A 14,569-nucleotide genomic window follows, 5' to 3' on the forward strand; every position below is an offset into this window, starting at 1 on the left:
GATTGCCGATGTCGGAAACAGCTCTCTACAACGCCGAGGGGCTCGAGCGCCGCCCCCTCAAGGACTTCACCGAAAAGGCGTACCTGGATTACTCCATGTACGTCATCCTCGACCGCGCCCTGCCGCATGTGGGCGATGGCCTCAAACCCGTGCAGCGGCGCATCCTCTACGCCATGTCCGAGCTCGGGCTCTCCGCGACGGCCAAGTTCAAGAAGTCCGCGCGCACCGTCGGCGATGTGCTGGGCAAGTTCCATCCGCACGGCGATTCCGCCTGCTACGAGGCCATGGTGCTCATGGCGCAGGCGTTCAGCTACCGCTATCCGCTGGTCGATGGCCAGGGCAACTGGGGCTCGCCGGACGATCCAAAGTCCTTCGCGGCCATGCGCTATACCGAATCGCGTCTGACGCCCTATGCCGATGTGCTGCTCGGCGAGGTCGCTCAGGGGACCGTGGACTGGCAGCCCAATTTCGACGGCACCCTGGACGAGCCGCGACTCCTGCCGGCCCGTTTGCCCAACTTGCTGCTCAACGGCGTCACCGGCATCGCGGTCGGCATGGCCACCGACATCCCCTCGCACAACCTGCGCGAGGTGGCGCGCGCCTGCATCCATCTGCTGGCGCATCCCAAGGCCAGTATCGAGGAGTTGATCGGCTTCATCCCCGGCCCGGACTTCCCGACCGCCGGCGAGATCATCACGCCCGCGGAAGAACTGCTGAAGCTCTATCAGACGGGCAACGGCAGCGTGCGGCAGCGCGCGCGCTACGAACTCGAGCGCGGCGACATCGTCATCACGGCGCTGCCGTACCAGGTCTCCGGCAGCCGCGTCATGGAGCAGATCGCGGCCCAGTTCAACGCCAAGAAGCTGCCCATGATCGAGGACTTTCGCGACGAGTCCGATCATGAGTTCCCGACGCGGCTGGTCATCGTCCCGCGCTCGAATCGGGTGGATGTCGAGCGCCTCATGTCGCACCTCTTCGCGACCACGGACCTGGAGCGCAGCTACCGCGTCAACATGAACATGATCGCGCTCAACGGCCGACCGCGGGTCATGAACCTGCGCGAGATACTGGTCGAGTGGATCATCTACCGCACCGAGACGGTGCGCCGGCGGCTGCAGCACCGCCTCGAGAAGGTGCTCCAGCGCCTGCACCTCTTGGACGGCTTGCTGATCGCCTTTCTCAATATCGACGAGGTGATCCGCATCGTCCGCGCCGAGGACGAGCCCAAGCCCATGCTCATGGCGCGTTTCGGCCTGACCGATGCCCAGGCCGAGTACGTCCTCAACACCCGGCTGCGCCAGCTCGCCCGGCTCGAGGAGATGAAGATCCGCGCCGAGCAGGCCGAGCTGGCCGAGGAGCGCGATGCGTTGCAGCGTCTGCTGGGCAACGAGCAGGCGCTCAAACGCCTGATCCGCGACGAGATCGCCGCCGATGCCGAGAAGTATGGGGATGAGCGCCGCTCCCCGCTGGTGGCCAGAAGCGTCGCGACCGCCATCGACGAGACCGAGCTGGCGCCGAGCGAGCCCGTCACCGTCGTTCTCTCCGAGAAGGGCTGGGTCCGCGCGGCCAAGGGACATGAGGTGGATCCGACCGGACTCAGTTATCGGTCCGGCGACAGCTTTCTGGGCGCGGCGCGGCTGCGCAGCAATCAGACGGTCGTCTTCCTGGATTCGACCGGTCGCAGCTATGCGCTCCAGGCGCATACGCTGCCATCGGCGCGCAGTCAGGGCGAGCCCTTGACCGGGCGGTTGGACCCGCCCCAGGGTGCGCGTTTCATCACCGTGCTGGGCGATGCGCCGGATGCCCGCTATCTGCTCGCCTCGGACGCTGGCTATGGGTTCATCGCCCGGTTCGAGGATCTGGTCGCCAAGCCCAAGGGCGGCAAGGCCGTTCTCAGCCTGCCGGCCGGTGCCCAGGTGCTGATCCCGCTACCGGTCGGGGAGGGCGCCGGCGCGCTGCTGGCCGCGGCGACCAGCGCCGGGCACCTCTTGCTGTTCCCGCTCGCCGAGCTGCCGGAAATGGCGCGCGGCAAGGGCAACAAGATCATCGGGATCCCGACCTCCAAGGTCAGCGCCCGTGAAGAAGTGATGGTCGCGCTGGCCGTGGTCGCGGGCGGTGCGAGCCTGAGCGTGCTCTCGGGCAAGCGCAGCTTCACCCTCAAGCCCAGCGATCTGGAGGTCTACAAGGGCGAGCGCGGTCGGCGTGGGCGGCTCCTGCCGCGCGGTTTCCAGCGGGTGGATGGACTCTCGACCGAATCCTGAGCCCGCGATCCGATCGAAGCCGCGATCAATGCGGGGGGATTCTCGCCGCTCCGCGGCCTCCTCACGTCGATCTTGGTCGCCGTGAGGAGGCACGCCTGGACTCAAGCCAGATCGAAGCGGTCGGCGTTCATGACCTTGGTCCATGCGGCCACGAAGTCATGGACGAACTTCTCCCGGTTGTCGTCCTGGGCATAGACCTCGGCATAGGCACGCAGGATGGAGTTTGAGCCGAACACCAGGTCCACTCGGGTCGCCGTCCACTTGGCCGCGCCCGTCTTGCGGTCACGGATCTCGTAGAGATTGTCGCCCGTTGGCACCCAGCTGTAGGCCATGTCCGTCAGATTCACGAAGAAGTCGTTTGTCAGCACGCCTTCGCGATCCGTCAAGACACCCTGCTTGGTGCCGCCGTGGTTGGTGCCCAAGACGCGCATGCCGCCGACCAGCGCCGTCATCTCAGGGGCCGTGAGTCCCATCAGCTGCGTGCGGTCCAGCATCAGCTCCTCGGCGCTGACGCTGTAGTCCTTCTTGAGCCAGTTGCGGTAGCCGTCATGGATCGGCTCCAGGGGCGCGAAGGACTCGTCATCCGTCGTCTCCGCCGTGGCGTCGCCGCGACCGGGCGCGAAGGGCACGCTGATCGCGAAGCCGGCCGCCTTGGCCGCCTGCTCGATGCCCACATTGCCGGCCAGGACGATGACATCCGCGACGCTGGCGCCGGTCGCGGCCGCGATGGGCTCCAGCACACCCAGCACCTTGGCCAGACGCGCAGGTTCGTTGCCCTCCCATTCCTTCTGCGGGGCGAGACGGATGCGCGCGCCATTGGCGCCGCCGCGCATGTCCGAGCCGCGGAAGGTGCGCGCGCTGTCCCAGGCGGTGGCGACCATCTCGCTGACGCTCAGGCCGCTGGCCGCGATCTTGGCCTTTACGGCGTCCACATCGTAGTCGCTGCGGCCGGCGGGCACCGGGTCCTGCCAGATGAGGTCTTCCTGCGGCACCCAGGGTCCGATGTAGCGCGCCTTGGGTCCCATGTCGCGGTGCGTCAGCTTGAACCAGGCCCGCGCGAAGACCTCCGAGAAATGGGCCGGATCCTGATGGAAGCGCTCGGAGATCTTCCGATACGCCGGGTCCATCTTCATGGCCATGTCCGCATCGGTCATGATCGGGTTGTAGCGAATGGACGGATCCTCGACATCGACCGGCTTGTCGTCCTCCTTGATGTCGACGGGCTCCCACTGCCAGGCGCCGGCCGGGCTCTTCTTCACCTCCCACTCGTGGTTGAGCAGCATGGCGAAGTAGCCGTTGTCCCACTGGGTGGGGTGGGTCGTCCAGGCGCCTTCCAGGCCGCTGGACACGGTGTCTCGGCCAATGCCCCTGATGGTCTTGTTCATCCAGCCGAAACCCTGGTCCTCGAGCTCGGCCGCTTCCGGTTGCGGCCCCAGCAGGCCGGCATCGCCATTGCCGTGGCACTTGCCCACGGTATGGCCACCAGCGGTCAGGGCGACGGTCTCCTCGTCGTCCATCGCCATGCGCGCAAAGGTCTCCCGCACGTCTGTCGCGGTGCGTAGCGGATCGGGATTGCCGTCGACGCCTTCGGGGTTGACGTAGATCAGCCCCATCATCACGGCGGCCAGCGGGTTTTCGAGATCCCGCTCACCGGAGTAACGGCTGTCGGGGTTGTCGCTGGGCGCCAGCCATTCCTTTTCGGAGCCCCAGTAGGTGTCCTTTTCCGGGTGCCAGATGTCTTCACGCCCAAAGGCGAAACCAAAGGTCTTCAAGCCCATGGATTCATAGGCGACGGTGCCGGCCAGGATGATGAGGTCAGCCCAGCTGATCTGGTTGCCGTATTGCTTCTTCAACGGCCACAGCAGCCGGCGCGCCTTGTCCAGGTTGACGTTGTCCGGCCAACTGTTGAGCGGGGCGAAGCGCTGATTGCCCGTGCCGGCGCCGCCACGGCCATCGGCGATCCGGTAGCTGCCCGCCGCGTGCCAGGCCATGCGGATCATGAGGCCGCCGTAATGGCCCCAGTCGGCGGGCCACCAGTCCTGGCTGTCGGTCATGAAGGCGTGCAGGTCGTTCTTGAGCGCCTCGACGTCGAGGGTCTTGACCGCTTCACGATAGTCGAAGGCCTGACCCATCGGATCGGTCTTGGTGTCGTGCTGGTGCAGGATGTCGAGGTTCAGGGCCTTCGGCCACCAGTCCATGACCGATGTTCCCGCGGTCGTATTGGCGCCGTGCATCACTGGGCATTTGCCCGCGGTCGTCGTCGCATGCTTGTTCATTGTTGTCTCCGCTCGTGGTGTCGTTGACTGACGTTCGCGTCTCTATGGATGCTCGTCGAGCATGGATGGAGGGTATGGGTCGGCGCTGTTGACGGCCAATCGTTTGACCGTATCCTAAAGATCGTCAAATCCTATGTATAAATATTATTTAATAGTTTAAGGCTATTGCATGAGCCTGCTTGCCGGCGAAGGGTGTCGCTCCCTGCGATTGCCCAGGGCTGGACACCTCATCGCATCGCACGCGCGGCGCCGACGCAGGCCTGCCCGAGCGAGAGTCCGCCGTCGTTTGAGGGTACCTGGCGTTGCAGCAGCACTTGCAGACCCGCCGAGCCCAGACCCGCGGCGACGGATTCCAGGAGGATGCGGTTCTGGAAGACCCCGCCGGATAGCGCGACGGTGCTCAGGGCTTGGCGCTGGGCGATCTCGATCGCCAGGCGAACGATGCTGGCGGTCAAGCCGGCGTGGAAGCGGCTGGCGATGCGCCCCTTCGGCACGCCGCGCGCGAGGTCCGCGAGGAGGGCGTCCCAGATCGGGGACGGATCCAGCACCACGCCCGAGGGCTCGACGGCGCTCGCGAGGGCGTAACCGCCATCGGGCTCCAGCCGCTCGCCCGCGGCCAGGGCCTCCAGTTCGATCGCGGCCTGACCTTCGTAGCTGATGCGCGCCCCGCCGAGTCCAAGGGCCGCCGCGACGGCATCGAACAGCCGGCCGGCGGAGCTGGATAAGGGGGCATTGACCGCACGCGCGATCATGGTCCGGAGTACCCCGAGCGGTCGTTCGGCCAGTCGCTGAAGGATCTCCAGGTCCGGATAACGGCCGAGGGTTGCGTCCCATCCGCCGGCGGCCTCCAGCTGCGCATAGAGATTGCGCCAGGGCTCGAGGATGGCCTGAGTGCCGCCGGGCATGGCGACTGCCTTGAGGTGGGCGACGCGTTGGTAGTCCAGGTACTGGCCGACGAGAAATTCTCCGCCCCAGAGGGTGCCATCTGGCCCATAGCCGAGACCATCCAGGAGGATGCCGAGCACCGGGCCGGCCTCGCGCGGCCAGCCGTTGTCCGCGAGCGTGGAGGCGAGATGGGCGTGGTGATGCTGCACGCTGAAGAGCGCTAGGTCGTCCCGTGATGCCAGATCCCGCCCGATGACCGTGGAGCGGTACTCCGGATGGAGGTCGACGGCGATGCCTTCCGGGCGGTGTTGGAAGAGCGCGCGATAGAGTTCGAGGGTGGTTTCCAGCTCACGCGCGGTGCGCGCGTCCTCCAGGTCGCCGAGGTGCTGGGAGAGGATCGCCGAGCCGTTGCGCAGCAGACAGAAGGTGTTCTTCAGCTCGCCGCCGAGTGCGAGGATCGGCGGCGTGTCCTCGAAGCCTGGCGGCAGCTGGATGGGCGTCGGCGCATAGCCGCGGGCACGCCGCAGCAGCCGGGGTGCCCCGGCCATCCGGCGCACGACCGAGTCATCGACGCGATTGACGATCTCCCGATCGTGCAGCAGGCTGAAATCGGCCAGCGGACCCAGGCGGCTGGCCGCGTCGGCATTGTCGATGCACTGGGGCTCCTCGCTCAGATTGCCGCTGGTCATCACCAGCGGTCTGGCCCAGTCCCGCAGCAAGAGGTGGTGCAGCGGGCTATAGGGCAGCATGAAGCCGAGCGATCGCTGGCCCGGCGCGATGTCCGGGGCGAGGGGGCGGGGCGGATCGGTCGCGCTCCGCTCCAAGAGCAGGATGGGCGCGGCCGGGCTGGCGAGCAGCGCCTCCTCGTCCGCGCCGACCGCGCAGTAGGCCCTGATGACGCTCAGGTCGCGTGCCATCAGCGCGAAGGGTTTGCCGAAGCGGCGTTTGCGTCGGCGCAGCTCGACGACGCTCGCCAGGTTGGTTGCGTCGCACGCCAGGTGGAAGCCGCCGATCCCCTTGATCGCGAGAATCCGGCCTTCGGCGAGCAATCGGCTCGCGCTGGCGATGGGGTCCAGGTCGCCCAAGGCCGCGGGGTCCAGCCGTTCGCCCGCGGCGTCGGTCAGCCAGAGGCTGGGTCCGCAATCGGCGCAGGCGTTCGGCTGGGCGTGAAAGCGGCGGTCGGCGGGATCCTGGTATTCGGCCTGGCAGCTTGGGCACATCGGAAAGACCGCCATGCTGGTGCGCGCGCGGTCGTAGGGGATGCCCTTGACGATGCTCAGTCGCGGTCCGCAATGGGTGCAGTTGGTGAAGGCATAGCGATAGCGCCGATTGGCCCGATCGAGGATCTCGGCGGCGCAGGCCGGGCAGGTCGCGGCGTCCGGGATCATGCCGGTGCGCACCTGCGAGGGGTCGCTGCCGCGAATGACGAAGGTGTCGGTCGACAGCGCCTGGTCGAGCCGGGTCCGCTCGATGGCGTCGATGCGGGCGAGCGGCGGGCATTCGAGGCGCAGCGCGGCGCAGAAGTCGTCCAGGGCCTGCGCGCCAGATCCCACCGCTGGCTGGGCGCGGATCAGGACACCCTCGCCGTCGTTGAGCACCTCTCCGACCAGCCCGTGGGCGCGCGCAAGGCGCCACACCGTCGGGCGAAAGCCGACGCCCTGAACCAGACCGCGAACGCGGATCATCTCGGCATGCATGAGGTTGGCTCGCTCTCCCCGGTTCTTGAAAATCGCCCTGAATTCTGTCTATCTGTGGGGCATCCTCGCCAGCCATCGACAGAGCACAGATGAATTACTGCAGTGACTGCGGCGCGCCCGTCAGCCTTCTCGTTCCACCCGGAGACAACCGCGAGCGCCATGTGTGCTCCGCATGCGGGACCATCCACTACCAGAATCCCAAGGTCGTCGTCGGCTGCATTCCCGAGTGGGAAGACAAGATTCTGCTCTGTCGCCGGGCGATTCAACCCCGGCAGGGTCTCTGGACCCTGCCGGCGGGCTTTATGGAACGCGGCGAGACCACCCGCGAGGGCGCTGCCCGAGAGACGCTGGAGGAGGCCAATGCCCGCGTGGAGGTCGGCCAGCTCTACAGCCTCTTCAATCTGCCGCATATCGATCAGGTCTACATGCTCTTTCGCGCCCGACTGCTGGATCTGGAGTTCAGCCCCGGCGAGGAGAGTCTGGAGGTCGCGCTGTTCGAGGAAGGGGAGATCCCCTGGGAGCTGCTCGCCTTCCAGACGGTGCGCGAGACGCTGAAGCTCTACTTCCGGGATCGCCCCGGCGGGCATCGCGGCCTCTACTCGGGTGACATCGTCCGTGAATGGGGCGCGGACGAGCCGCGCGTGCGTGTGACCATTCACGAGGAGCGCGGGTGACCCGACCGAGCGTTCTGCTGGTGGATGACGAGCCGCTGTCGCTCGACACGCTGGCCCGCATCCTCGATGAGGAGTTCGACGTCCGCGCGGCAACCAACGCCTTCGATGCCGAGCGCATTCTGGAAGAGGACTGGATCCAGGTCGTCATCTCCGATCAGCGCATGCCCGAGATGACCGGCGTCGAGCTCATGGCGCGGGTGCGCGAGCGCTGGCCGGACATGGCGCGCATCATCATCTCCGGCTACACCGAGGCCGAGGACATCATCGACGGCATCAATCGCGGCGGCATCCATCAATACATCACCAAACCCTGGCACCCGGACAATCTGCTGCTGATCGTCCGCAACGCCTGTCGGCTGGTCGAGCTGCAGCGCGAGAACGCCTTGCTGGCGCTGGAGATGAAGATGACGGGCCATGCGCTGGAGGCGCGCATGGCCCAGCAGCGCGCGCGGCTCAAGCGCAACTTCGATCTCGACAGCATCGTGCGCAGCCCCGAGAGCCCGCTCAATGGGGTCTGCGAGCAGATCGCGCGGATCGCCCCCTATGACATCCCGGTGCTGCTGACGGGCGAGTCCGGCACGGGCAAGGAGCTGCTGGCCAGGGCGCTGCACTACAACGGGCCCCGGGCGGACAAGCCCTTCGTCGCGGAGAATACGGGCGCCATGCCCGATCAGCTCCTCGAGAGCGAGCTCTTCGGGCACGAGAAGGGCGCCTTCACCGGTGCCGTGAATGCGCGTGTCGGGCTCTTCGAGCAGGCCGACGGCGGGACCATCTTTCTCGACGAGATCGGGGAGGTCTCCACCGCCTTTCAGGTCAAGCTGCTGCGCGTCTTGCAGGAGCGCGAGGTCCGGCCGATCGGCTCGAATCGGCGCCGCACGGTCAATGTGCGTGTGGTGGCGGCGACCAATCGGGACCTGGAGCGGGAGATGCGCGAGGGTCGCTTTCGCGAAGATCTCTACTACAGACTGGCCGGGGTGCGTGTGCACATCCCGCCGCTGCGCGAGCGGGCGATGGATATCGAGCCCATTGCCGAGCGCATCCTGGCCGATGCGGTGCGCGATTTCGCCAAGCCGGTGGACGGATTCAGCGCCGAGGCATCGGCGTGCATGAGGCGCTATGCCTGGCCCGGCAACGTTCGGGAGCTGCAAAACGAGATCCAGCGAATGCTGGTCTTGGCCTCGGGACGGACACTGACCGCCGATTTGCTCGACCCCAGGATTCTGCGCGCGGATGCGGCGGGCGAGCAGGTCTCCGAGCCGAGCCCAGCGCCTTGGGTTGCGGGCGCGACCCTGAAAGACCGGGTCGAGGCGCTGGAGGCGCGGATCCTGCGCGAGACGCTGATCCGCCATCGCTGGAACAAGACCCAGGCCGCCGACGAGCTGGGTCTCTCGCGCGTCGGGCTGCGCGGCAAGCTTGAGCGCTACGGGTTGGTCCCCACCTGAGCCCAGGTGTGACAGATGGCGTGCGGGGTTCGGTCTACCAATCTCAGCGCCGCGCGAGTCGCTGATCACGCACGGGCAATGCTGGCCACTGGCCAGTCATCGGCGCAACTCATGCGGAGACCCTCATCAATGGCGATCGAGACGACGACTCTTGGCGGCGGCTGCTTCTGGTGCCTGGAGGCGGCCTTTCAAGACGTTCGAGGTGTGCAATCGGTCCTCTCCGGCTATGCGGGCGGGGCGTGGCCGGACCCGACGTATCAGCAGGTCTGCAGCGGCGCGAGCGGACACGCGGAGGTGGTGCAGGTCAGTTTCGATGCGGACCAGATCGACTTCGAGACCCTGCTGGAGGTCTTCTTCACGCTCCATGATCCGACGACCCTGAATCGCCAGGGTGCCGACGTGGGCACCCAGTACCGGTCGGTGATCTTCTACAACTCGCAGGCACAGCGCGAGGCCGCAGAGCGCGTCATTGAGCGCCTCACGGTCGGCGGCACTTGGACGGACCCCATCGTGACCCAGCTCGAGCCACTGCCCGCTTTCTACCCCGCCGAGGGTTACCACCAGGACTACTACCGCCGCAATCCCGGCCAGGGCTACTGCCAAGTTGTGATCTCACCTAAGCTTGCCAAGCTCCGGGCCAAGCACGCCGAGCTACTTCGGGCCTGACAGCCGCTGCCTGCCGGGCCTCGACGGACGAAGCGCGGATAGGGGTTGAGTGCGTCCAGTGGCGGCAGCCAGGGTTTGTGGCCGGCCGGCCAGTCGCGCCTGGAAAACCGACGCCAAAGAAGGAGGTCGGCGTCTGCACAACGACGACCGATTGGCGCGACATCTTTCTTGACAACGACCGGTTCTTGGGCAACGATTCGTGTCACCGCTCAAGCTTGTTGCTCATGACGCACAGATCACAGGGCTTTGAAGGTGCGAAAATACAACTCTTATAAAATCTTATAATCAGTGCCTTACGCAGGTTTTCAGGCGGTGCCCCGGTGTTCAGCACCGGATTCGAGGTAGCGCACAACAGGTAAATCAAGCGGTTAGGTTTCTACGTTTTTCGTGACCTCACAGCGCTGCGCGCAGCCCCCTAAATCGCATGGCAGTATCTACATCGTGACACCGTTCATAGGTAGAGGTCAGGTCGGCTTGGGGGAAGCGTTTTCGCCTCTTTCGAGAACTGTCGATGACATGTCTGGGCGTATTTTGTGCCTGAGTCCTTGCCGAGACGGTCAGCGTTCTAGTCAGCGAGATTGGCGGTCAGTCAGCACCATCGCTGCCTTACTTTCAATCGCGTGAATCTCTGCCACCCACCCCAAATAGGTAATAACCGATGAACAATGTGTCTACTGGCGCCACTCTTGGTGCCGTTGCTTTAGTGCTGATGCTCTCGGCTTGCAGTACCGCTTCAAAGCACGAGCCGGCGCCACCTGCTGCGGCTCCAGCGCCAATGTATGAGGCAAAACCGTACCGGGGTTGATCACCTCTCGGTTTCAATCAGATCGACCGCTAGCATCGAAATGACGTTAGTGCATATCTAGCGTGCTGGTTTGCAGCAATAAGTTGGATGATCGAGGCGTCAGTTTCGACTGCTCAATTAGCGGAAAAGGTAGTGTCAACATAGGGGCCATCACCTTTATGTTGGCACGACCTTTCTCCTCCATCTGTACCGACTTCTTATGATTATCCGGCTCGCTATGAACGGGTGCTTTGCTCTCGTTATGAGTTATTCCGGTTTGGTCGGTGCCGCTGCGTCACGGCAGCTTCTTGATGCCGATCATGGATCATCAGTCCCACTTCCGCCTGAGTACGCCATCAACCAAAACGGGTCTGTCACGCTGCGCATCTGCTTCAACTGGTCGTGTGCGCGAAGACAGACCATGACCTTTACTCGCAACGATCTCGCCCTGTTAAAAAGCCAGATGAGGCTTTGCCCTGGTAAGCGTATTGAGGAGAGATTACAGCGCGTGCGTATTGGTGTCTGGCAAATGGAGTTGCTGGCTCAAAAATATCTGCCGTCCTTGGCAAACGATCTTGCCATCAACGACTTCGAGGTTGGAGTCGATGGGCGGACGGATTGCGTGGATAACGCAAGCAACACGACCACCTATCTGCACATTCTCCAGGACATCCAGGAACTCGCCGGTTGGCAGGTCTCATCTCCTAAAGTGCGCAATCTTTTCGATGTCGCCTCGGTTCACTGGACGGCCGTTATCATTGATACGGAAAGTAAGACTCCCTGGAGTGTTGACTCCTGGTATCGTCCGAATGGCCATTTGCCAATAGTCATGCCCTTAGCGAGCTGGATCGACGAGAAGAAAGGCTGGGAACCACCATTCAATCGCATGAATTCTACCCCGCATTCAATCTCTAAGCTATGTCGCCGGAAATCACCAGCGTACCGGCGTTAACAGAAGCATTGAATCCACTTGCCTTATTGAAAGGAATAGTTCGCCCGTCTCGATGGCCTATTGACGGCCTTGAGCCTCGTCGACCATGATCATGGTATGTCCAGTTACTGCCGATCCCTGCGTCATCAGGGCTTCCAGCCCTGATGCAGTCAGGTCAAGAGATGGGTGAAGGGGTAATGCGGGCTTACGTCCTCCGGATCATGATTCTTTGACAGGCTTCTCCTCCGGCAAGACATAGACAATACCGGAGGTTCCGGAAAAGGTGCTATGTATCACGTTGTCGAAGAACTTCGCCGGGACATTGATGCAGCCGAACGAAATACGGTTATCGAGCGGCGTTGGAGATTCCAGACGTTCCACCCGCCGTTCTTTGGGTTTGCTCGTAGCGACCGGATGCATGGATATGGCATTTTCATAGTCCAGCCAGAGTATTTCCTTTCCATGTAAACTGGGCCCCATTGCCGACACGAAACGCCCTGCTGGCGTGGTACGCTGAGAGGGCGGGATCAGTGACATTGGCTTATTGGCAGTGCCGGGGGCGACGTGATCACCCTTCCCCAGTCCTAGTAGCACGGGCGCAGAGCCGCGCAGCTGGCCGTCCACGTCAAATACATAGACCTGGGCATTGACTTTATCGACAATCGCAAACGGCATGTTGAGATTGTCTTTTGAGCTGACAACCCAGTCTGCCATCTCCCGTGTTCTGCGCGATGCGCTCTCTGACTCAAAGCTCGCCTGCCTGGAAGCTCGTCCCATAGCCCTCTTGGGCGCGCCGACGAACGGTACCTCCGCGTCTTCAGAATAGTTTGCATTGAGCATTGGGTTGCTGATAGGAGGGATATCGTCCCCCTTCGTCATTAGGGTCTGGCTGCAACCGGAAAACAGTAGACCAAGGCACAGACATAGAGTGATGCCTATCGAATTCGAGTGCAGGGATGTGGAGAGTGGGTACACGACATTCATGGAAGTAGGCCAGTCCGGAGTATAGTCATTGCGCGCAGATGATACAGACCTCCCGGACAGGCTGTCCAAAATTCCTTAATGCATTGAATTAATTATTTATTTTTAGTTGTTGGGCGGTTTTCGGCGACCGACAATCATGAGTGACATCTCTATGAGTAACGTCTCCAGCGCTACCCGCGTCTATCCCGCCTCAGCGATCAGGGTGACGACGGGATCGCTCGGCTCGGGGCGGCCGGTCTGTTCTCTTCCGGAAATGACCTAGAATGCCGATCGCTCTGCAAGATGGCGGGCGATGGCGTCGAAGCTTGCCTCGGCGAGCTCAGGGAGTTCGCACATCGCCGATCTCAGCTCGGCCAGGTCGCGGTCCTTGGCGGCGATCTCGATCCGCTGAGCCAGGTGCTGCAGCCTCAGGGCGCCGAAGGTACCGCAGCCGCTCTTGAGGCTGTGGGCCTCTGTCTGCACCGCCTCCAAGTTCGCGTTCTCGTGGTGCTGTCGAAGCGCCGCGACACGCTTGACCGCCTCGTCGAGGAACATATCGACCAGCTCCGGAAGCAGCTCCTCGGAGGTGTTCTCGGCAAGCTGATCAAGACATCGAGGATCGAAGATGTCCTCGGGGTGTTGTGACGACACCGCGTCGCCCACCAAGCTCGTCTCTGGACCCTCCGCGTGCGCGGCCGCTGGCTAGCAAGCCATTCTGTAATGGTCCGCCGCAGCGTCCCGATGTCGATCGGAATGGTCGCGACCGTCGAGGAGATCGCCCGCAACACCGAAATGGCGGCTGAGCGGACACACCAGGCCAGCACCAATGCCCAGCATGGACAGCCGCAGGTCACGGAGACCATCGGCCGCATCGATTCGCTGGCGAATCGACTGGCCGACTCAACCCTGGCCATGCGCACCAGGACCGCACCCAAAGAGATCGGCGACACCATCGCGCCCCTTCAGCAAAAGACGCGGAATATCGTCTCACTGATTGCGGCGTGCCGCGCCGAGGGACTGGCGGGCTCGGCGCAGGCCAAGGAGATCGATCGCAACCTCCCATTGGAGCTGCCGTTGTCGTTACAGGACTGGCTGCCCGAAGGGCATCTGGCGCGCTACGTGGTCGAGGTGGTGGAAGCGCTAGATCTAAGCGCCCTGCGACAGGCGTACGCTGGGCGCGGGAGCCCGCCCTATCACCCGACGATGATGCTCTCGCTGTTGATCTACGGCTACGCCACGGGCTGTTACTCCAGCCGCAAGATTGAGTGGGCCACGTTCGATTCGGTGGCCTTTCGCTTCATCGCCTGCAATCACCACCCCGATCACGACACCCTGGCGACCTTCCGGCGGCGGTTCAGGGCGGAATTCGAGGCGGTGTTCATCCAGGTGCTGGAGGTCGCGCGCACGAGGAACATCACTCCCATTGGTCAAAGCGCTTCAGCGAGCCGGCAAAGGTGGCGCCCGAGGCGACCCCGTTCGCGCGCATGGCGCATCGACTCAAGACCCGTGCCGGGCGGGTGGCCTATGCGCTGCGCAAGCAGACCGTCGAACCGGTCTTCGGGATCATCAAATTCGTGATGGGTTTCCGTCAGTTCCTGACCCGTGGGCTGCAGAACGTCTAGGGCGAATGGACCCTGGTGTGCCTGGTGGCCGTGCTGCGCCCGCAATAATGAAAAACCAAGAAAAACAGCGTTTAGCGCCAAAGTCTCGCTATTTTTCGCCCCTAAGAGCGCTCGAAAAGCGATTCTGACCGTTAAGTCCGACAGGCTGCTAGACGCACTAACCGCGATCGTCAACAAGCGTCAACGCCTCTCAATGCTTCAACCCCAGGTGCTTGAGGCTCTGCTGCGATGCTACAAAGCTAGACCTGGGTGACCTGGCAATGGTTGCCGACTGTGAGAGAACCGCGCAAGCGGGAAGCTCTCCCGAGTAAGGCTTAGTCAGCCGCTCGGAAGTGTAATGACTCGACGGCACAAGCCTGAAGGTCAGA

General features: G+C 63.6%; 9 protein-coding genes and 1 pseudogene. 6 read left to right on the forward strand and 4 right to left on the reverse strand.

Annotation, left to right across the window (positions count from 1 at the left end; all coding sequences use genetic code 11):
- The first annotated feature begins 8 nt into the window (after positions 1–8).
- On the forward strand, positions 9–2,261 hold the full coding sequence (gene parC, locus CKO23_RS17950; RefSeq protein ID WP_200333199.1) for a DNA topoisomerase IV subunit A: 2,253 nt from the start codon (positions 9–11) through the stop codon (positions 2,259–2,261).
- 101 nt (positions 2,262–2,362) lie between these two features.
- Here parC and katG read toward each other — a convergent pair whose 3' ends face one another.
- Positions 2,363–4,537, reverse strand: a complete 2,175-nt coding sequence (gene katG / locus CKO23_RS17955; RefSeq protein WP_200333200.1) for a catalase/peroxidase HPI — start codon at positions 4,535–4,537, stop codon at positions 2,363–2,365.
- A 227-nt stretch (positions 4,538–4,764) separates the two neighbouring features.
- Positions 4,765–7,119 (reverse strand): carbamoyltransferase HypF, encoded by a 2,355-nt coding sequence (gene hypF / locus CKO23_RS17960; protein WP_200333201.1) that lies wholly within the window; start codon positions 7,117–7,119, stop codon positions 4,765–4,767.
- 89 nt (positions 7,120–7,208) lie between these two features.
- On the opposite strand from hypF, the gene CKO23_RS17965 reads away from it, so the two are divergent.
- The 4 genes from CKO23_RS17965 to CKO23_RS17980 all read left to right on the forward strand — a co-directional run bounded on the left by CKO23_RS17965 (position 7,209) and on the right by CKO23_RS17980 (position 11,637).
- Positions 7,209–7,793, forward strand: a complete 585-nt coding sequence (locus tag CKO23_RS17965) for an NUDIX hydrolase (protein ID WP_200333202.1) — start codon at positions 7,209–7,211, stop codon at positions 7,791–7,793.
- Positions 7,790–9,235 carry a sigma-54-dependent transcriptional regulator gene (locus CKO23_RS17970; protein ID WP_346014636.1) on the forward strand — a complete coding sequence of 482 codons (1,446 nt, stop codon included), beginning with the start codon at positions 7,790–7,792 and terminating at the stop codon, positions 9,233–9,235. Before CKO23_RS17965 ends, CKO23_RS17970 begins: the two co-directional genes overlap by 4 nt.
- Positions 9,236–9,364: 129 nt before the next feature.
- A complete protein-coding gene (msrA, locus tag CKO23_RS17975) occupies positions 9,365–9,901 on the forward strand; it encodes a peptide-methionine (S)-S-oxide reductase MsrA (protein WP_200333204.1) in 537 nt (178 codons plus the stop codon).
- Positions 9,902–11,106: 1,205 nt separating this feature from the next.
- Positions 11,107–11,637, forward strand: a complete 531-nt coding sequence (locus CKO23_RS17980; protein ID WP_242482541.1) for a hypothetical protein — start codon at positions 11,107–11,109, stop codon at positions 11,635–11,637.
- 198 nt (positions 11,638–11,835) lie between these two features.
- Here the strand turns inward: CKO23_RS17980 and CKO23_RS17985 are convergent, their stop codons facing one another.
- Together CKO23_RS17985 and CKO23_RS17990 are read right to left on the reverse strand one after the other, a co-directional pair.
- Complete coding sequence (locus CKO23_RS17985) at positions 11,836–12,330, reverse strand: L,D-transpeptidase (protein WP_242482542.1); 495 nt, start codon at positions 12,328–12,330, stop codon at positions 11,836–11,838.
- Positions 12,331–12,858: 528 nt separating this feature from the next.
- Positions 12,859–13,230 (reverse strand): Hpt domain-containing protein, encoded by a 372-nt coding sequence (locus CKO23_RS17990; protein WP_200333205.1) that lies wholly within the window; start codon positions 13,228–13,230, stop codon positions 12,859–12,861.
- 366 nt (positions 13,231–13,596) lie between these two features.
- Here CKO23_RS17990 and CKO23_RS17995 point away from each other — a divergent pair.
- Positions 13,597–14,198, forward strand: a pseudogene (locus CKO23_RS17995) (transposase); the annotation flags it as partial.
- Between the last annotated feature and the right edge of the window lie 371 nt (positions 14,199–14,569).

The organism is Thiocystis violacea (genome assembly GCF_016583565.1).
Classification (GTDB): Bacteria; Pseudomonadota; Gammaproteobacteria; order Chromatiales; family Chromatiaceae; genus Thiorhodococcus; species Thiorhodococcus violaceus_A.

Coding starts and splice junctions, on each gene's coding strand:
- parC (WP_200333199.1), top strand. CDS start 9: ATGTCGGAAACAGCTCTCTACAACGCCGAGGGGCTCGAGCGCCGCCCC.
- katG (WP_200333200.1), bottom strand. CDS start 4,537: ATGAACAAGCATGCGACGACGACCGCGGGCAAATGCCCAGTGATGCAC.
- hypF (WP_200333201.1), bottom strand. CDS start 7,119: ATGCATGCCGAGATGATCCGCGTTCGCGGTCTGGTTCAGGGCGTCGGC.
- CKO23_RS17965 (WP_200333202.1), top strand. CDS start 7,209: ATGAATTACTGCAGTGACTGCGGCGCGCCCGTCAGCCTTCTCGTTCCA.
- msrA (WP_200333204.1), top strand. CDS start 9,365: ATGGCGATCGAGACGACGACTCTTGGCGGCGGCTGCTTCTGGTGCCTG.
- CKO23_RS17980 (WP_242482541.1), top strand. CDS start 11,107: ATGACCTTTACTCGCAACGATCTCGCCCTGTTAAAAAGCCAGATGAGG.
- CKO23_RS17985 (WP_242482542.1), bottom strand. CDS start 12,330: ATGGCAGACTGGGTTGTCAGCTCAAAAGACAATCTCAACATGCCGTTT.